At 73.5% G+C, this 17,860-nt stretch carries 16 protein-coding genes and 1 tRNA gene; 11 read left to right on the forward strand and 6 right to left on the reverse strand.

Annotated features, from left to right (window positions below; genetic code table 11):
- The gene (locus tag O7625_RS11395) at positions 1-1,281 is read right to left on the reverse strand and encodes a VWA domain-containing protein (protein ID WP_067307127.1); all 1,281 of its coding nucleotides are present in this window, start codon (positions 1,279-1,281) and stop codon (positions 1-3) included.
- Between the two features lie 500 nt (positions 1,282-1,781).
- Positions 1,782-3,578: a phospholipid carrier-dependent glycosyltransferase gene (locus O7625_RS11400; protein WP_348774000.1), complete on the reverse strand. Its 1,797-nt coding sequence runs from the start codon at positions 3,576-3,578 to the stop codon at positions 1,782-1,784.
- Positions 3,579-3,661: 83 nt separating this feature from the next.
- Here O7625_RS11400 and rsmI point away from each other — a divergent pair, with 83 nt between their 5' ends.
- Positions 3,662-4,510 (forward strand): 16S rRNA (cytidine(1402)-2'-O)-methyltransferase, encoded by an 849-nt coding sequence (rsmI, locus tag O7625_RS11405; protein ID WP_282345794.1) that lies wholly within the window; start codon positions 3,662-3,664, stop codon positions 4,508-4,510.
- Positions 4,511-4,659: 149 nt separating this feature from the next.
- Here the strand turns inward: rsmI and O7625_RS11410 are convergent, their stop codons facing one another.
- Positions 4,660-5,532, reverse strand: coding sequence for a hypothetical protein (locus O7625_RS11410; protein WP_282345795.1), 873 nt, complete (start codon positions 5,530-5,532; stop codon positions 4,660-4,662).
- A gap of 144 nt (positions 5,533-5,676) precedes the next feature.
- Between O7625_RS11410 and metG the strand changes: the two genes are divergently transcribed.
- Positions 5,677-7,479 (forward strand): methionine--tRNA ligase, encoded by a 1,803-nt coding sequence (metG, locus tag O7625_RS11415; RefSeq protein ID WP_282345796.1) that lies wholly within the window; start codon positions 5,677-5,679, stop codon positions 7,477-7,479.
- A gap of 122 nt (positions 7,480-7,601) precedes the next feature.
- On the opposite strand, the gene O7625_RS11420 is transcribed toward metG, so the two are convergent.
- Entirely contained in the window at positions 7,602-8,453 is an 852-nt protein-coding gene (locus O7625_RS11420; protein ID WP_282345797.1) for an alpha/beta hydrolase, read from the reverse strand.
- Positions 8,454-8,517: 64 nt separating this feature from the next.
- Positions 8,518-9,762, reverse strand: coding sequence for a hypothetical protein (locus O7625_RS11425; protein WP_282345798.1), 1,245 nt, complete (start codon positions 9,760-9,762; stop codon positions 8,518-8,520).
- A 205-nt stretch (positions 9,763-9,967) separates the two neighbouring features.
- Between O7625_RS11425 and O7625_RS11430 the strand changes: the two genes are divergently transcribed.
- The 7 genes from O7625_RS11430 (at position 9,968) to O7625_RS11460 (ending at position 15,883) form a co-directional block, all read left to right on the forward strand.
- On the forward strand, positions 9,968-10,867 hold the full coding sequence (locus O7625_RS11430) for a TatD family hydrolase (RefSeq protein ID WP_282345799.1): 900 nt from the start codon (positions 9,968-9,970) through the stop codon (positions 10,865-10,867).
- Positions 10,868-10,899: 32 nt separating this feature from the next.
- The gene (gene rsmA / locus O7625_RS11435; protein WP_282345800.1) at positions 10,900-11,769 is read left to right on the forward strand and encodes a 16S rRNA (adenine(1518)-N(6)/adenine(1519)-N(6))-dimethyltransferase RsmA; all 870 of its coding nucleotides are present in this window, start codon (positions 10,900-10,902) and stop codon (positions 11,767-11,769) included.
- A gap of 9 nt (positions 11,770-11,778) precedes the next feature.
- Positions 11,779-11,919: a hypothetical protein gene (locus O7625_RS11440; protein ID WP_282345801.1), complete on the forward strand. Its 141-nt coding sequence runs from the start codon at positions 11,779-11,781 to the stop codon at positions 11,917-11,919.
- The gene (locus tag O7625_RS11445; RefSeq protein ID WP_282345802.1) at positions 11,916-12,869 is read left to right on the forward strand and encodes a 4-(cytidine 5'-diphospho)-2-C-methyl-D-erythritol kinase; all 954 of its coding nucleotides are present in this window, start codon (positions 11,916-11,918) and stop codon (positions 12,867-12,869) included. The genes O7625_RS11440 and O7625_RS11445 overlap by 4 nt, the downstream gene beginning before the upstream one ends.
- 103 nt (positions 12,870-12,972) lie before the next feature.
- Positions 12,973-14,775 carry an ABC-F family ATP-binding cassette domain-containing protein gene (locus O7625_RS11450; protein WP_282345804.1) on the forward strand — a complete coding sequence of 601 codons (1,803 nt, stop codon included), beginning with the start codon at positions 12,973-12,975 and terminating at the stop codon, positions 14,773-14,775.
- Positions 14,776-14,864: 89 nt separating this feature from the next.
- Positions 14,865-15,320, forward strand: coding sequence for a DUF4383 domain-containing protein (locus O7625_RS11455; RefSeq protein ID WP_282270875.1), 456 nt, complete (start codon positions 14,865-14,867; stop codon positions 15,318-15,320).
- A gap of 101 nt (positions 15,321-15,421) precedes the next feature.
- Positions 15,422-15,883 carry a DUF4383 domain-containing protein gene (locus O7625_RS11460; protein WP_282345805.1) on the forward strand — a complete coding sequence of 154 codons (462 nt, stop codon included), beginning with the start codon at positions 15,422-15,424 and terminating at the stop codon, positions 15,881-15,883.
- A 90-nt stretch (positions 15,884-15,973) separates the two neighbouring features.
- Here O7625_RS11460 and O7625_RS11465 read toward each other — a convergent pair whose 3' ends face one another.
- Positions 15,974-16,666 (reverse strand): TetR/AcrR family transcriptional regulator, encoded by a 693-nt coding sequence (locus O7625_RS11465; RefSeq protein WP_282346908.1) that lies wholly within the window; start codon positions 16,664-16,666, stop codon positions 15,974-15,976.
- Between the two features lie 167 nt (positions 16,667-16,833).
- On the opposite strand from O7625_RS11465, the gene O7625_RS11470 reads away from it, so the two are divergent.
- Positions 16,834-17,685, forward strand: a complete 852-nt coding sequence (locus O7625_RS11470; RefSeq protein ID WP_282345807.1) for a helix-turn-helix domain-containing protein — start codon at positions 16,834-16,836, stop codon at positions 17,683-17,685.
- A 46-nt stretch (positions 17,686-17,731) separates the two neighbouring features.
- Positions 17,732-17,802: transfer RNA gene (locus O7625_RS11475), tRNA-Gln, on the forward strand.
- Positions 17,803-17,860: the final 58 nt, after the last annotated feature.

The following is a 17,860-nucleotide window of genomic DNA, read 5'->3' on the forward strand; positions in this document are numbered from 1 at the left end:
TCAGTTCGTCCTCCACGTCGCCACCCACCAGCGGGTGAGCAGCCCGACGACCAGGCCGGTGAGCAGCCCGGCCAGGGTGAGCAGGAGCAGCAGCACCCAGCCGCGCCCGAGGTCCGGCGCGGCCGGGGCGGGGGAGGAGGCGACCACGTCGATGGTCAGCTCGACCGGCATGCCGGGTGCGGCCCGGGTTCCCGGGCGGGGGGCGAAGGCGTTGCTGACCACCAGGCAGACCGTGGTGGCCGGCACCGGCGCGTCGGTGGCCGACGGGCTGGGCGTCGCCCCGTCCGCCGTCCCCGACCAGCGCAACCCCGCAGACACCACGTCGGTACGACCGCTGCCGGCGTCGACCCCCCGGACCAGTTCCCGGCCGTCGGTGGCGGTGGCCCGCAGCAGCACCGCGTGGTCCGGGTTGACCGGCCGGTCCAGCGCCACACTGACCGACGCGCGCAGCTCCTGCCCCGGCCGGACGGGCACCCGGTACCAGCGGTGCTCGGAGAACTCCTCCCGGTCGGCGTAGACGCCGGGGGCGAGCAGCGGCGCGTTCGCGCACTCCGCCCGCCCGGTCACCACGGCCGGAGCGGCGGTGTACGTCTCCTTCGCCCGGTCGACCAGCTGCTTGATCCGGCCGGTCAGCTCGTCGGCGCTCTGCGCCGCGGTGTAGGTGCCGCCGGTCGCGGTGGCGATGCAGAGCAGCTGCCTGCGGACCTTCTCGTCGGGGGCCAGGCCGAGCGTGTCGACCACCAGTTTGGTGCCCTGGGCGGCCAGCTCCCGGGCCACCTCGCACGGGTCGGGCGGGGCGCAGGTGTCCTCGCCGTCGGTGATCAGCACGATCCGGCGGGCGGTCGTGCCGGTGCCGAGGTCCCGGGCGGCGGAGCGCAGGGCCAGCCCGACCGGGGTGAAGCCGGTCGGCCGCAGGGTCGCCACCGCCGCCTTGGCCGCGGTGCGGTCCACCGGTCCGACCGGCACGATCTGCTGGGTGTCCAGGCAGCCCTGCTTCTTGTCCTTGCCCCGGTAGGTCGCGCCGAGCACCCGGATGCCGAGCTGGGTCTCCCCGGGCAGTGCGTCGACCACCTCGTTGAAGGCCTGCTGGGCGACCGAGATCCGGCTGCGTCCGTCGATGTCGGCGGCCCGCATCGACCCGCTCACGTCGAGCACCAGCTCCACCTTGGGCGGCTCGACGGGTTCCTCGTCATCGGCGCGGGCCGGTGCGGGGCCGGTCAGCGAGGTCGCCGCCAACAGTCCGATCAGGACGGCCGTCGATCGTCGTCTCGTGTTGATCACCGGGCGAGTGTAGTGAGATCCACTGTGGAGCCTCACCGGGGACCACTGCGTCTGCGCGACGTCGTGACCCGGTCACCGGGTCGTCCAAGTGGCGGATGGTGGACGTCCGTTCGACGGTCGATGACGGTCCGTTAGATGCTAGATGTAAACTATTTGCCGTGCGAAGCATCAGTCGGAAATCTGACTGAAGTCGACCCGTTGTGCCGGTGGCACAACGTGGCTAAGCTCTTTTTGCGCGCCCCAATCGCCCGCTTCCCCCGTGGCAGGCGATCGGGGCGCGTCCTTGTGTGCCGTCGTCCCGTCGGTCCCGCGCGTCGCGCTCTCCCGCCGCCTGTGCTGCGGCTCCGCGGCCTTGCGCCGCCCCGCGCTACGGCTCCGCGGCCGTGTTGCGGCTCCGAGCACCTCCGCCATGGCGACCGGTGGCGGGTGCGGACCACCCGGCAGGCCCGACGCCGGCCGGAATGCCGGGCGTCGGGCCACCACCCCGCGACGGGGTCGGATCAGATCCAGCGACCGTCCAGCCACATCCGGGCGGACCAGTCGTCGTACGGCAGGAGGTTGCCGACGAAGATCGGGTAGAAGTACGCGAAGCAGAGCGCCACCAGCAGCACGTAGGCGCCGACGATGACCCCACCGATCAGTCGCCGGTCGGCGATCTCCTCGGCGGTGGCCGCATCGCCCTCCGCGACACCCACCGCGACCGGTTCCTTGCCCTCCGGTGCGGAGCCGTCCGGTGCGGGGCTGCCCGGTGTGGAGCTGTCGGGGAGGGGGTCGTCCGGTGCCGGGGTGGCCCGGGCCGGGCTGGTGGGGCCGGTGGTGGTGGGGGTGGCGATCGCGCCGAGCACGTAGACCACCGCCAGCACCAGGAACGGCAGCGCCGGGGCGGCGTAGAAGGAGAACATCGTCCGGCCGTCGAGGGCGTACCAGAACCAGGGCAGCAGACCGGCCGCCACGGTCACCAGGATCGCCCCGGCCCGCCAGTCCCGCCGTGCCACACCGAGCCAGAGGGTGGCCCCCAGGGCCGGCAGGAACGACCACCAGAGCAGTGGCGTGCCCAGCAGCAGGATCTCCGAGGCGCAGGTCGGAGCGCCGCACGCGCCGTCGCCCGACCAGTGGAACGCCACCGGTCGACCCAGCAGCAACCACTGCCAGGGCCACGACTGGTACTTGTGCGCCGTCTCCAAACCGGTGTGGAACTCGAACGCCGCCTTGTGGTACTGGAACAGGTTGGTCAGCGAGCCGATGATCGGGGTGTCGTTGAGCCCCGGGAGGTTGGGGTACCGGGCCGCGGACCGGTAGTAGCCCTCGTCGGAGAGCAGCCAGCCCGACCAGGTCGCCAGGTACGTCCCGACCACCAGCAGCCCGGCGAGCACCAGCCAGGGCAGCTCGTCGAGGAGCGCGTCGCGCCACGGCCGGCGTACCCCGGCCGACCGGCGGACGCCGACCTCCCAGAGCAGGGCCAGCAGCCCGAAGGCCGGCACGAAGTAGATCCCGCTCCACTTCACCGCGCACGCGCAGCCGAGCAGCACCCCGGCGAGCAGCCGCCACCAGGGCCAGTTCCGCCAGCCGCCGGCGGGGCGACCGGCCCGGCCGGGGGCGGTCGGGTCGAGCCCCGCGTCGAGTGCGCGGGCCCAGCGCCGCCGGCGGGCGTCCCGGTCGAGCACCAGCGCGCCGAAGGCGGCGAGCACGAACAGTAGCAGGAAGATGTCGAGCAGCGCGGTACGGGAGAGCACCAGGTGGAAGCCGTCCAGGGCGAGCAGCAGGCCGGCGGCGCATCCGAGCGTGGTGGAACGGAACATCCGGCGGGCGATCCGGGTCAGCATCAGCACCGAGAGGATGCCGGCCAGCGCCGCGCCGATCCGCCAGCCGAACTCCGGGGCGGTGGTCATCAGGTGGCCCGGCACGGAGATGTTGGTCTCCGCGTCCTGGTAGCCGAAGGCCCACTCGCCGAGCCCGATCAGCCACTTGCCCAGCGGCGGGTGGACCACGTAGGACGGGCCGTTGTCCTTGTAGTTCCACTCGACGCCCCGGTCGATCAGGCCGTAGGCGTCCCGGGCGTAGTAGATCTCGTCGAAGATCTTGCCCTTCGGGCTGCTCAGCCCGAGCAGGCGCAGGACGGCGGCGATCGCCACCACCACGGCGGTGGCGATCCACGAGTTCACGTCCAGCCGGTTCTCGACGGTGGCGAGCCGGCGGCGGACGATCGCCGGCACGCCACCTCCGCCGCCCTCGGGAGGGGGTGCCTCCGGGTCGGATCGGTCCGCGCTCGCACCCTGTGCTGTCGACGCACTCGTCACCCGGCGATCGTAGGCTGAGAAGGTGCCCGGTGGCGTCCATCGTCCCCGAGATTGGTACGACTATCGATGAAGGAGCGCGTTTCGTGGGCGAAATGTCCGAGACTGGACGCCTGATTCTGCTCGGTGCGCCGTTGGGCAACCCCGCTGACGCGTCCCCCCGGCTCCGCGACGCCCTCGCCACCGCCGACGTGGTCGCCGCCGAGGACACCCGCCGGCTCCTCCGGCTCGCCCGCGATCTCGACGTCACCGTCGGCGGCCGGATCGTCTCCTACTTCGAGGGCAACGAGGAGCGGCGTACCCCCGAACTGGTCGAGGTGCTCCGCGAGGGCTACCTGGTCGCCCTGGTCACCGACGGCGGCATGCCGAGCGTCTCCGACCCCGGGTACCGGCTGGTCACCGCCGCTCTCGACGCCGGGGTGCCGGTCACCGCGGCACCCGGTCCGAGCGCCGTGACCACCGCCCTGGCCCTGTCCGGGCTACCCTGCGACCGGTTCTGCTTCGAGGGCTTCCTGCCCCGTACACCCGGCGGCCGCCGGGCCCGGTTGGCGGCCCTCGCCGCCGAGCCGCGCACCCTGGTCCTCTTCGAGGCCCCGCACCGGATCGCCGCGGCCCTGGCCGACCTGGCGGCCGCGTTCGGTGTCGACCGGCCCGCCGCGCTCTGCCGCGAGCTGACCAAGACCTACGAGGAGGTCGTCCGCCGGCCACTCGGCGAACTCGCCGAGTGGGCCGCCCGGGGCGAGCCGCGCGGCGAGATCACCCTGGTCGTCGCGGGGGCGCCGGAAACCCCCGCCGAGCGCCCCGACGACGACACGCTGCGCGCCGCGGTGGCCGAGCGGGAGGCCGCCGGGACGTCCCGGCGGGACGCGATCACCGAGGTGGCCACCGGGTACGGGCTGCGCCGTCGGGACGTCTACACCGTCGTGCACCGCTGACCGACCACCCCGTGCCCCGCCCGGGACCTGCCCGCCCGGCCGCGGCACTCATCCGGCCGCCGCGCTGATCCGGCTGCGGCACTCATCCGGCCGCCGCACTCATCGGAGGCGGCGCTCACCAGGCGGCGGTACTCGCCTGGCGGCGGCGCTCACCAGGCGGCGACGAGGAAGCCCAGGGTGATCAGGGCCGGCCCGGCGTAGCCGCCACCGGTCGCCCAGCGGCGACGTCGGGGGTCGGCCAGCAGGGTTGCCCCGGTCCAGCGGACGATTCCCGCCCCGCAGCCGGCCACCGCCAGCAGGCCGAGTAGCCACCGCAGGTGCCTGCCCACCCCGGTGTCCACGTACGCGGTCTGCCCGCCCGGTCCGGTCACCCGCGCCGGCAGCGCCGTGCCGGCGTCGGTGCGGGCGGCCGGTACCCCGCTGACCCGTATCCCGTGGGTCAGGAACCGGTCGTCGTCGGCGGCGAAGATGCCCCGGCAGCGCTGGGTGAGGCCACCACCCGAGCAGTCGGTGATCACCACCGTCCCCGCCGTGGAGTGCCCGACGGCCAGCCAGAGCGGCCCCGCGCTCACCCAGGCGAAGAACGCCGCCACCAGGCTCAACGTCAGCAGCACGGTGAGCCCTCGCAGTGGGTCCGGCGGATGGACGGGGCGGGTGGGGCGGGGCCGGCGCGGTGACCGCCGCCGCTGCTTGGGCTCCTTGCGGAGCGGGGTGCCGTCCCAGTGCACCTGTTCGATCGGCGCCCAGAAGAACCCGTCGTCGTCCGGTGGGGTCGCCCCGGCGGCGGAGCGGGCGGTGCGTGGCTGCCGTACCGGCACCCGCCGGGGCACCGCGTCGACCGGTGCCCCGGTGGTCGGCTCGACCTCGACGGCCGCCTCGCCGGGGCCGGGTCCGGGCCGTGGCTGCGGGGCGACGGCGGCCCCGCGCGGCCCCGGGCCGTCCCCGGGGCCCGGGCTGGGTGGTCGCCGGCGGCCCGCCGTCGGCTCGTCGTGCCCCGATCGTCTGCCCGTCACGACAGCCATTGGACACCGGGTGTCGCTCGGTGTCCGTCAGTTGACTCCGCGTGTCGGCCGGCAATTCCGGCGTAAGGGCGATTTCCGTCGTCGGGGCGGGCTGCGCCCTATTGGTTCGCGGGCGCCCGGCGCGGGTCACTAGGCTTGCTGGTCATGAGTCACGTTCTCGCCGCGGTCGCCTGGCCCTACGCCAACGGTCCGCGCCACATCGGCCACGTGTCCGGCTTCGGCGTTCCCTCCGACGTCTTCGCCCGGTACATGCGGATGGCCGGCCACGACGTGCTCATGGTCTCCGGCACCGACGAGCACGGCACCCCGATCCAGGTGCAGGCCGACGCCGAGGGGGTCACCCCGCGCGAGCTGGCCGACCGCTACAACCGGGTGATCGCCGAGGACCTGTTGGCGCTGGGGCTGTCGTACGACCTGTTCACCCGGACCACCACCCGCAACCACTACGCGGTGGTGCAGGAGCTCTTCACCGGGCTGCACCGCAACGGCTACATCGTTCCCAAGGTCACCACCGGGGCGATCTCCCCGTCCACCGGGCGGACCCTGCCCGACCGCTACATCGAGGGCACCTGCCCGATCTGCGGCTACGACAGCGCCCGCGGCGACCAGTGCGACAACTGCGGCAACCAGCTCGACCCGATCGACCTGATCGACCCCAAGTCCAAGATCAACGGCGAGACGCCGGAGTTCGTGGAGACCGAGCACTTCTTCCTCGACCTGCCCGCCCTCGCCGACGCGCTGCGCCAGTGGCTGGACACCAGGGAGGGCTGGCGGCCCAACGTGCTGCGCTTCTCCCGCAACCTGCTCGACGACCTCCAGCCCCGGGCCATCACCCGGGACCTGGAATGGGGCGTGCCGATCCCGCTGGAGGGCTGGCAGGAGCGCGGCGACAAGCGGATCTACGTCTGGTTCGACGCGGTGATCGGCTACCTCTCCGCGTCGATCGAGTGGGCCCGGCGCACCGGCGACCCGGACGCGTGGCGCCGGTGGTGGTCGGCCGACGGGGAGGGCAAGGACTCCCCGGGCTACTACTTCATGGGCAAGGACAACATCGTCTTCCACTCGGTGATCTGGCCGGCGCTGCTCGGTGGGTACTCCGGGGCCGGCTCCCACGACGGCCAGCCCGGTGAGCTGGGCCGGCTCAACCTGCCCACCGAGGTCGTCTCCAGCGAGTACCTGACCATGGAGGGGCGCAAGTTCTCCTCCTCCCGCAAGGTGGTCATCTACGTCCGGGACTTCCTGGAACGCTACGACGCCGACGCGCTGCGCTACTTCATCGCCGTCGCCGGCCCGGAGAACAACGACACCGACTTCACCTGGGCCGAGTTCCTCCGCCGCAACAACGACGAACTCGTCGCCGGCTGGGGCAACCTGGTCAACCGCTCGGTCTCCATGGCGGCCAAGAACTTCGGCCAGATCCCGCCGGTCGACCCGGCCGGGCTCACCGAGGCCGACGAGGCGCTGCTCGCGGTGGCCCGCGCCGGGTTCGCCACGGTCGGCGACCTGATCGGCCGGCACCGGCAGAAGCAGGCCATCGGCGAGGCGATGAAGGTCGTCGCCGAGGCCAACCGCTACCTGTCCGAACAGGCCCCCTGGAAGCTCAAGGCCGAAGCCGACAAGCCCCGGATGGGCACCATCCTGCACGTCGCCCTCCAGGTGGTCAGCGACGCCAACACCCTGCTCACCCCGTTCCTGCCGCACTCCGCGCAGCAGATCCACGAGCTGCTCGGCGGCACCGGCGTGCACGCCCCGATGCCGGTGCTCGAGGAGGTCGACGACCTCGACGGCGGGCCGGGCTACCCGGTGCTGACCGGCGACTACACGGTCGGCGCCCGCTGGGAGTCCGTGCCGCTGCCCGCCGGTCGGCCGCTCGCCGCGCCGAAACCGGTCTTCCGCAAGCTCGACCCGTCCATCGTCGAGGAGGAGCTGGCCCGGCTGGAGGGCTGAGCGCGCGGGCGGACGACGAACGGCCGCGTCGACGGCCGGACGACGGGCCTCGGGTCCGTCATCGCGGCGGGCGGACGACGAACCGGCCCCGGGGAACCCCCCGGGGCCGCGTCGGCGCGACGTCAGGCGCGGACCATCGACGGTGCGCCGATGAACTCCATCAGCGCCTGGTTCACCTCGGCGGGATGGGTCCACGGAATGCCGTGCGGGGCGCCCTGCAGCGTGACCAGCCTGCCGTCGGGCAGCATCGGCGCCAACCGCTGACCCGTCTTCGGGTACGGCAGCACGTTGTCCTGGTCACCCTGGATGATCAGCACCGGGACGTCGATGTTCGGAACGTCACCCCGGAAGTCGGTCTGCCAGGCGTCCACCGAGTCGTGGGTGCCCTTCGCCGACGCCTGCGCGCCGATCTGCCAGTGCGCCCGGTAGGCCTCCTCGCTGACCCACCTGCCCTTGTTCTCGCCGTAGTTGAAGAACGCGTCGCAGAACTGGGTCAGGTAGGCGAACCGGTCCGCGATGATCGCCTGCTGGAACCCGTCGAAGAGGCTCTTCTCGACACCCTCCGGGTTGTCCTTCGTCTGCAACAGGTACGGCGCCAACGGCGCCATCAGCACCGCCCGGTCCACCCGGTTCGACCCGTACGCGCCCAGGTAGCGGGTCACCTCACCGGTGCCCATCGAGTGGCCCACCAGGATCGCGTCGCGCAGGTCCAACTCGGTCATCAGCACGTCGAGGTCGGCGGCGAAGGTGTCGTAGTCGTAGCCCGTGGCCGGCTGGGCCGAGCTGCCGAAGCCCCGCCGGTCGTAGGTGATCACCCGGTACCCGGCCGCGAGCAGCGGACCGGACATCTTCTCCCAGGTCGCCCCGTTGAACGGGAAGCCGTGGATCAGCACGATCGGCTGACCCTGGCCGTGATCCTCGTAGTACAGGTCGATCGGGGCGGAGTTCTCCGTACCCACGGTGATGAAGGGCATGTCTTCTCCTGATCCGTCGGTGTCGGACGCCCCGCGCTTTCCCCGACCGGCCACCGGTATGCCCTCACAGCGCGTACGGCAGGTCCACCACCTGGTCGTCGGTCACCTCGGCGGCCGGCGCCCACGTCTCGTACACGCCCCGTTCGTGGCACTGCGCCCCGGTGTCGAGCACCGCGTCCGGATTCGGCCGGCGCAGCCGCAGCCGCAGCCAGCCCCCCTCCTCCCGGAGCACCAGACACGGCACACCCCGCCACCGGACGTACCGCAGCCGCCGGGCCACCGCGTCCACCGGATACCGGGCCGCCCGGGTCATCGCCAACACCCGGAACCCGCCGGGCAGATCCGCCACCGCCTCGTACTCGCCACCCGCGTACCCGCCGACGAGCTGGGTGGAGCGGGGCACCTCACCGGTCGGCACGTACTCCTGGTCGGGGGAGAGCCCCGGCACCGCCGCCAGCAGGTGCCGCCACTGCGGCCCCACCATCCGCAACCAGCCCCGCTGCTCCGCCTGGTAGCTGTAGAGCACCACCTCGGTGCCCTCGGCGGTGTACGCCAGCAGGCTGGCGTTGGCGGGCATCGGCAGGTCGGCGAAGTCCCGGGTGACGAACTCGGGGATCAACTGCGCCGAACTCGGTACGAACCCGGTGCCCAGCACCGGCGGGCCGAGCCGCTCCCGGGGCGGCAACCCCAGCAGGCCGCGGTGCGCCTCACCCACCGGCACGTCGTAGTCGCCGGGATCGGCGGCCCGCCACCGCAGCGCGTACCCGACGTCGCTGTCGTCGCCACTGGTGCCGTCGCCGCGCAGCACCGCCAACGCGGCCGGCGTGCGCAGGTGCGCCACGTCGTGCTCGCGGTAGCAGAACCCGTGCGGCAGCCAACCCCGCACGTAGCCGGCGAGCTGCCGGGCGGAGAGCACCTTGACCATCCGGGTGCCCCGCCGGAGCACCGCCGAGCCGCGCACCGCGACCAGCGTCGGATCGCCGGCCGCCGTCGGCTGCTGGCTGAGCTGGTGCAGGTACGACCAGCCCCGGTCCCGGTGCACCGGCATCAGCAGCGCTGCCTCCGGCTCCTCGACGGGCTCGCCGGCGCCGGTGACCTCGGTGACCTCGGTGACGTGCACGAACCGCCGCCACGGCCAGGGCGAGCCCGGTCGGGGCGCCCACTCGAAGCCCGGTGCCGCCTCGGCGCTGAACAGCTCGTAGGCCGCGCCCCGGGCCAGCTCCCCGGCCGGATGGACCACCCCGCCGTACGTCACGCGCAACCCGGTCCGCTCGGAGGCCGCGTCGCTGGCCCGGTCGGTGACGCTCATCCCGGCGAGGCTAAGCCGGTCAGGTGCCGGCCCGGTGAACAGCCGGTGGCGTCCCGGGAACGCACCCCGACCCCGGTCCCCGGCCCCCCGACACCGCCCGACGCCGCCCCGGCCCCCGACGCCGCCCGGAGCCGCCCCGATCCCGCCGCGCCGTCGACCGGGCCGACCGGTCCGGGTCGGTGCGGTCGGGGACGCCGGGTGTGTGATGCTGACCTCGATGACCGGACCGACCGAAACCCGCAAGCAGCGCGCCGCCCGCCGGGCCGGGGAGTTCCCGCCCGCCCCGCCGCCGCTGCCCCGTCCCGTGCTGGACAGCCACACCCACCTCGACATCACCGTCAGCGAGGCCGGGGTGCCCGGCGGGGGCGACGCCGCCGACCCGGTGGCCGCGGCGGTCGAGGTGGCCGCCGCCGTCGGCGTGGACCGGCTGGTCCAGGTCGGCGTGGACGTCGACTCGTCCCGCTGGGGCGCCGACGTCGCCGACCGGTACCCGGCGGTGCTCGCCACCGTGGCGCTGCACCCCAACGAGGCCCCCCGGCTGGCCGACCTGGACGCCGCGCTGCGCGAGATCGAGACGCTGGCCGCCCGGGACCGGGTCCGGGGCGTCGGCGAGACCGGCATGGACTTCTTCCGCACCGGCGACGAGGGTCGGGCCGCCCAGGAGGAGAGCTTCCGGGCGCACATCGCCATCGCCAAGCGGTACGGCAAGGCCCTGGTCATCCACGACCGGGACGCCCACGCCGACGTGCTGCGGATCCTCGACGACGAGGGCGCCCCGGACACGGTGGTGCTGCACTGCTTCTCCGGCGACGCCGACTTCGCCCGCGAGTGCGTCCGCCGGGGTCACCTGCTCAGCTTCGCCGGCACCGTCACCTTCGGCAGCGCCGCCGCGCTACGCGAGGCCGCCGCGCTCACCCCGGTCGACCAGCTCCTCGTCGAGACCGACGCGCCGTACCTGACCCCGATGCCGTACCGGGGTCGACCCAACGCGTCGTACCTGATCCCGCTGACCGTGCGGTCGCTGGCCGAGACCACCGGGACCGACCTCGACGAGCTGTGCGTCGCGATCTCCGCCACCGGCGACCGGGCCTTCGGACCGTGGTGACCGGCCCGGACCCCGCGACTACGCTTCGGGGCGTGACCGGCCTGCTCGGCCCGGCGGAGATCCGGGAACTCGCCGCGCGCCTCGACGTCAACCCGACCAAGAAGCTCGGCCAGAACTTCGTGCACGACCCGAACACCGTCCGCCGGATCGTCACCGCCGCCGGCCTCACCCCCGACGACGTGGCGCTGGAGGTCGGCCCCGGCCTCGGCTCGCTCACCCTGGCCCTGCTGCCCGCCGCCGCCCACCTGCACGCGGTGGAGATCGACCCGGTGCTGGCCGGCGCGCTGCCGCAGACCGCCGCCGTCCACGCCGGCCCGGGCGCCGCCCGGCTCACCGTGCACCGGGCCGACGCGCTGCGGATCACCGCCGCCGAGCTGGCCGACCCGCCGCCCACCGCGCTGGTGGCGAACCTGCCCTACAACGTCGCCGTGCCGGTGGTGCTGCACCTGCTCGCCGAGCTGCCCAGCCTGCGGCACGGCCTGGTGATGGTCCAGAAGGAGGTCGCCGACCGGCTGGTCGCCGGCCCGGGCTCCAAGGTGTACGGCATCCCGTCGGTCAAGCTCGCCTGGTACGCCCGCTCCCGGGCCGCCGGCCGGGTGCCGCCGAACGTGTTCTGGCCGGTGCCGAACGTCGACTCCGGACTGGTCGCGTTCACCCGGCGCGAACCACCCCGCCACGACGTGCCCCGGCGGGCCGTCTTCGCCGTGGTCGACGCCGCCTTCGCCCAGCGGCGCAAGACGTTGCGGGCGGCGCTGGCCGGCTGGGCGGGCGGCCCAGACCGGGCCGCCGCGGCGCTCACCGCCGCCGGGGTGGACCCCGGTGCCCGCGGGGAGTCGCTCACCGTGGAGCAGTTCGCCGCGATCGCCGCGTCGGCTCCGACGCCCGCGCCCGTCGCACAGTAGGCTGACGCCGTGCCCGCCGGGGGGTGCGCCGCCGCTGCGCGTCCGACCTGGTTGCCGGCCGGTACGCCGCCGGCCGCCGACGCCGCCGAGGAGCTGATCGTGGAGATCCCGTTCGACATCCGCCCGTGCCGGTGGGACGTCACCCGGTGACCGAGGCCTGGCGACCGGACGACGACGACCATCAGCGACGGGGCAGCAGCGGGCCGGTCCGGGTCCGGGTACCCGCGAAGGTCAACCTGCACCTCGGGGTGGGACCGCTGCGCCGGGACGGCTACCACGAGCTGAACACCGTCTACCACGCGATCTCGATCTACGACGAGCTGACCGCCCGCCGGGGCGACACGCTCACCCTGACCATGGAGGGCGAGGGCACCGGCGAGCTGGCCCTGGACGACTCCAACCTGGCCATCCGGGCCGCCCACGCCCTCGCCGGGTACGCCGGGGTGCCGCCGCACGCCCGGCTGCACCTGCGCAAGCAGATCCCGCTCGCCGGTGGGCTGGCCGGCGGCAGCGCCGACGCCGCCGCCGCGCTGGTCGCCTGCGACGCCCTGTGGGGCACCGGGCTGTCCCGCGACGAGCTGGCCGGCATCGCCGCCGACCTCGGCTCCGACGTGCCGTTCCTGATCCACGGCGGCACCGCGCTGGGCACCGGCCGGGGCGAGGCGGTCAGCCCGGTGCTGGCCCGCCCCACCTCCTGGCACTGGGTGGTGGCCGTCGCCGACGGCGGCCTGTCCACCCCCGCCGCCTACCGGGAGCTGGACCGGCTGCGCGCCGCCGGCACCGCCGGTGCGCCGCTGGGCAGCACCGACGGGCTGCTCGGCGCGCTGCGCCAACGGGATCCCCGGGTGCTGGCCGGCTGCCTCGGCAACGACCTCCAGGACGCCGCGCTGTCGATGCGCCCGGCCCTGGCCGACACGCTGAAGGCGGGGGAGGCCGCCGGGGCGCTCGCCGGCATCGTCTCCGGCTCCGGCCCGACCTGCGTGTTCCTGGTCCGGGACGCCGCCGACGCGGAACGGGTCGCCGCCGAGGTGGCCGCCGCCGGGGTGTGTCGGGAGACCCGGGTCGCCCACGGCCCGGTCCCCGGCGCCCGCATCGGCTGACCCGCGCCGCCCACCGGCCCCGACGGGCCGCCGCGTACCCTTGCCCCAGGCGTCCCGAGGTGCCCGCCGGCACCGGGACGCCTTGATCATGAAAGGTGGGACCGTGGCCAACATCGTCAACCTGGACCGGGTGTCCAAGGGGTACGGCGCCGCCGGGCCGCTGCTCACCGACGTCTCACTCGGCCTCGACGACGCCGACCGGATCGGTGTGGTCGGCCTCAACGGCGCCGGCAAGTCCACCCTGCTGCGGATGCTCACCAAGCAGGAGGACCCCGACGACGGCCGGGTCACCCACCGCCGTGACCTGCGGGTGCTCTGGCTGCCGCAGGCCCTCACCCTGACCCCCGAGGCCACCGTGCGGGACGTGGTGCTCGGCACCGCCTGGCTCGGCCAGAGCATGGGCGCCGAACACGAGTGGGCCGGCGACGCCGGGGTCCGGGCCATCCTCGACGGCCTCGGCATGCCCCACCTCGGCCTCGACCAGCCGGTCGGCCCGATGTCCGGCGGCGAGCGCCGCCGGGTGGCGCTGGCCGCCCTGCTGGTCCGCGAGTCGGACCTGCTCATCCTCGACGAGCCCACCAACCATCTCGACGTCGGTGGCGTCGACTGGCTGGCCCGGCACCTGGTCGGCCGCCGGGGCGCGCTCGTCGTGGTCACCCACGACCGGTGGTTCCTCGACGCGGTCTGCACCACCACCTGGGAGGTCGCCGACCAGACCGTCCGCGCCTACGAGGGCGGCTTCGCCGCCTGGACGCTGGCCCGCGCCGAACGGGAACGGGTCGCCGCCGCCACCGAGGCCCGCCGGCAGAACCTGCTCCGCAAGGAGATCGCCTGGCTGCGGCGCGGCCCACCGGCCCGTACCTCCAAGCCGAAGTTCCGCATCGACGCGGCCAACGCGCTCATCGACGACGTACCGCCGCCGCGCGACACCATGTCGTTGCAGCGGATGGCGACCGCCCGGCTCGGCAAGCAGGTGTACGACCTGGAGCACGTCCGGCTGCACGCCGGGCCGAAGGAGATCCTGCACGACACCACCTGGCAGGTCGGCCCCGGCGACCGGATCGCCATCCTCGGCCGCAACGGCGCCGGCAAGACCACCCTGCTGCGGCTGCTGGCCGGCATCACCAGCGCCGACGGCGGCCGGTTCCACACCGGCTCCACCGTCAAGCCGGCGTTCCTCTCCCAGGAACTCGCCGAACTCCCCGGCCACCTGCGCGTCCTGGAGGCCGTCGAGGAGGTCGCCCGCCGGGTGCAGCTCGGCGACCGGGAGATCTCCGCCGCCCAGCTCGCCGAGGTGTTCGGCTTCGACGACCGCCGGCTCTGGACCCCGGTGGGCGACCTCTCCGGCGGGGAGCGCCGCCGGCTCCAGATGCTCCGGCTGCTCGCCGGGGAGCCCAACGTGCTGCTGTTCGACGAGCCCACCAACGACCTGGACACCGACACCCTCGCCGCGCTGGAGGACCTGCTCGACTCCTGGCCCGGCACGATCATCGTGGCCAGCCACGACCGCTACCTCATCGAACGGGTCACCGACGCCGCGTACGGGATGTTCGGCGACGGACGGCTGGTGCACCTGCCCGGCGGCGTCGACGAGTACCTGGCCCGCGCCGCCGGACCCGGCCCGGCCCGGACCGCGCCCGGCCCGGCCGCCGCCCCGGCCGCCCCGGCCGGCGGCGGGATGTCCGCCGCCGACGCCCGGCAGGCCCGCAAGGAGCTGACCCGGCTGGAACGGCAGATCGGCAAGCTCGACCAGAAGGAAGCCGCCCTCCTCGACCAGCTCGCCGCGCACGCCACCGACTACGCCCGGGTCGCCGAACTCGACGCGCAGCTCAAGGAGGTACGCGCCGAGCGGGAGCGGAGCGAGGAGACCTGGCTGACCCTGGCCGACGAGATCCCGCCGCTGTAACCCCGGACCGCCCCCGTGTGCGGCGTCACACCCTCGCGTACGGGACAATCGTCGGCGACCCTCACCCGAACGGCGTTGGAGACACAGTCATGGCCCACACCCCCGTCAACCACCCCGCGCGGCCGGTCTACCGGGCGATCGGCGGGCTCCTCGGTCTCTATCTCGTGGTCTTCGGCGTGCTCGGCGTCATCGCCAGCGCCGGCAACGACATCTTCGCCCAGGACGACACCAAGGTCCTCGGTCAGGGCACCAACCTCGGCTTCTCGCTGCTGTCCGTGCTGTTCGGGGTGGTCATCCTGGTCGGCACGGTGATCGGCCGCAACCTCGACGTGGCGATCAACCAGTGGCTGTCCTACACCCTGATGGTGATCAGCCTGGCCGGGCTGGCCTTCCTCCAGACCGACGCCAACGTGGCCAACTTCAGCATCCTCACGGTGATCGTGCTGATGACCCTCAGCCTCGTCCTGCTGATGGTCGGCATGTACGGCAAGGTCGGCACCGACGACGAGAAGGAAGCCTGGCAGAAGGCCCGCCTGGTGCTCTGACCCGTACTCGCGGGCAGGCCGGGAGCCTGGCGTTTCGCCCACGCCGGACGGCGGGACGGGGGACAATTCTCCCGATATCGCGTCCACGTGCAGGAGGGGCCATGGCGCACTTCCCGGTCAACCACCCGGCCCGCCCGCTGTACCGGGTCTTCGCCGGTCTCGTCGGCCTCTACATCCTGGTCTTCGGCGTCTGGGGCGTGGTGCAGACCTGGGGCGAGCCGCTGTTCGCCCGGGGCAGCCACTGGGCGCTGGGCCTGCGCACCAACCTGGCCTTCTCGCTGGTCTCGATGGTCTTCGGGCTCGTCCTGATCGTCGGGGCGTCCCGGCGCGGCAACCTCGGCCACGTCATGAACCTCACCGCCGGGGTGGTCTTCATGGTCACCGGCATCGCGATGATGAGCGTGCTGCAGACCCGCGCCAACATCCTCAACTTCTCCATGTCGACGGTGATCGTCTCGCTGCTGTTCGGGCTGCTGCTGCTCGCCACCGGCCTGTACGACAAGATCGGCACCGACGAGCACGCCGAACGGGAGCGGGCCGACCGCCTCCACCCGGCCCGCTGACCGGCCCGCCGCCCCGGTGTCCGGCTCTCCCGGTGCCCAGCTGCCGCCTGCCCGGCTCTCCCGGTGCCCGGCCCGCCCGGGCCGCACCGGTCAGCCGGGCCTGCGTACCGTGATCAACCCCGGCTCGGCCTCCAGATGGGACAGGCCGTTCCAGGCCAGGTTCACCAGGTGCGCCGCCACCGTCTCCTTGCCCGGCTTGCGGACCTCCAGCCACCAGCGGCCGGTCAACGCCACCATGCCCACCAGCGCCTGCGAGTACAGCTCGGCCAGCTTCGGGTCGTAGCCCCGGCTGGAGAACTCGGCCCCCAGGATGTGCTCCACCTGGTGCCCCACGTCGTTCATCACGCTGCTGAAGTTGCCGGTCGCCGACATCAACGGCGACTCCCGCACCAGCACCCGGAACCCGCTGGTCTCCTCCTCGATGTAGCCCAGCAGGGCCAGTGCGGCCTGCTCCAGCAACTCGCGGGGGTCACCCGCTGTCAAGGCGGTGGTGATCCGGTCCAGCAGGGCCCGCACCTCGCGGTCGACGACCACCGCGTACAGGCCCTCCTTGCCGCCGAAGTGTTCGTAGATCACCGGCTTGGAGACCCGCGCCCGCGCCGCCACCTCCTCGATCGAGGTCGCGTCGAAGCCCTTCTCGGCGAAGACCTGCCGACCGATCGCGATCAGCTGCTCGCGACGCTGTGCGGCCGACATCCGTACCCGGGACGCCGGCTTCGCGCCCGCGGCCGGTACCGACCGTCGTCGCGCACCGGGATCGTTCCCGGTCGGGGTCTGGGCCATCTCGTCACCTCGCCGGCGCTCGGTGACGCCCTGTCGTGGAATGCTCCGGTCGTGCCCGTCCGTCTCGGTCACCCGGCCATCCTGCCAGGTGGATCCCCGTGGCACCGCCGGCTTCGACACCGCACCGACCCCGAGGGGTGTCGTACGGGTGTCCTAACCTGCCGGCCATGACCGATCCGAGCGCCGCCGAGGTGCGCCGGCTGCGCGCCGGGGAAGGGCTCTCCGTCCGCCAGATCCAGGCCCGCACCGGTCTCGGCCGCAACCGGGTGTACGCGCTGCTGCGCGGCGTCCCGCCACCGGCGTGGACCCGGCGGCCGACGGCGAAGGACGGGCTGCGCGCGGCGGCGGTGGCGCTGCGCGGCGAGGGCCGCTCGGTCGACGACATCGCGACCCAACTGGGGGTGGCGAAGTCGACCGCCTACCTCTGGGTCAGACACCTTCCCCTCGACCCGGACGACGAGGCCGCCCGGGAACGCCGGCGGGCGCACTCCAAGGTGATGACGGACGCCCGGTGGGCGGCCCATCGGCAGGCACGGGACGCCGCGCGGGCAGCCACCGTGGCGGACGCTGCGGCCTGGGTCGGGTCGCTGCGGCATCGTGAGCTGATCCTGGTGGGCGCGGCGCTCTACTGGGCGGAGGGGGAGAAGGCCAAGCCCTGGCGACCCCACGAGTGTCGGGTCAGGTTCATCAACAGTGATCCCGGGCTGGTCGACGTCTTCATCCGTTTCGTCGAGGCGACGGGCACACCACGGGAGACCCTGCGCTTTCGGGTGAGCATCCACGAGACCGCGGACTCCGAGGCGGCGGTCCGTTGGTGGGCCGAGCGGGTTGGCGTCCCGGTCGAGGCGTTCCGCCCCACGTCGCTCAAGCGCCACCGGCCCGACACGATTCGCCGCAATACCGGGGCGGACTATCGGGGTTGTCTGATCGTCGAGGTGCCCAGGTCCCGGCAGCTGTACTGGCGGATCGAAGGGATCATGAGGGGAATGGGCGATGGCGGCGGTGGTGAGGGGCGCTAAGGTGTAGGAGGTCGACCGAGCTAGTCGGTTTGCCGGTTTTAGACCGTCCCGGGTCGTCTAATGGCAGGACGTCAGGTTTTGGTCCTGATTGTAGGGGTTCGAGTCCTCTCCCGGGAGCTTCCACTGATCGCCCGCCGCAGTCTGGTTAGCATGGCGGCGAGACTGTCGCCTTCCC

Source organism: Micromonospora sp. WMMD714 (assembly GCF_029581315.1).
GTDB classification, from domain to species: Bacteria; Actinomycetota; Actinomycetes; order Mycobacteriales; family Micromonosporaceae; genus Micromonospora; species Micromonospora rifamycinica.

Bases quoted from the DNA above. Each gene is read 5' to 3' on its own strand.
- O7625_RS11410 (WP_282345795.1), bottom strand. From the start codon at position 5,532: ATGGCTGTCGTGACGGGCAGACGATCGGGGCACGACGAGCCGACGGCG.
- metG (WP_282345796.1), top strand. From the start codon at position 5,677: ATGAGTCACGTTCTCGCCGCGGTCGCCTGGCCCTACGCCAACGGTCCG.
- O7625_RS11420 (WP_282345797.1), bottom strand. From the start codon at position 8,453: ATGCCCTTCATCACCGTGGGTACGGAGAACTCCGCCCCGATCGACCTG.
- O7625_RS11425 (WP_282345798.1), bottom strand. From the start codon at position 9,762: ATGAGCGTCACCGACCGGGCCAGCGACGCGGCCTCCGAGCGGACCGGG.
- O7625_RS11430 (WP_282345799.1), top strand. From the start codon at position 9,968: ATGCTGACCTCGATGACCGGACCGACCGAAACCCGCAAGCAGCGCGCC.
- O7625_RS11455 (WP_282270875.1), top strand. From the start codon at position 14,865: ATGGCCCACACCCCCGTCAACCACCCCGCGCGGCCGGTCTACCGGGCG.
- O7625_RS11460 (WP_282345805.1), top strand. From the start codon at position 15,422: ATGGCGCACTTCCCGGTCAACCACCCGGCCCGCCCGCTGTACCGGGTC.
- O7625_RS11465 (WP_282346908.1), bottom strand. From the start codon at position 16,666: ATGGCCCAGACCCCGACCGGGAACGATCCCGGTGCGCGACGACGGTCG.
- O7625_RS11470 (WP_282345807.1), top strand. From the start codon at position 16,834: ATGACCGATCCGAGCGCCGCCGAGGTGCGCCGGCTGCGCGCCGGGGAA.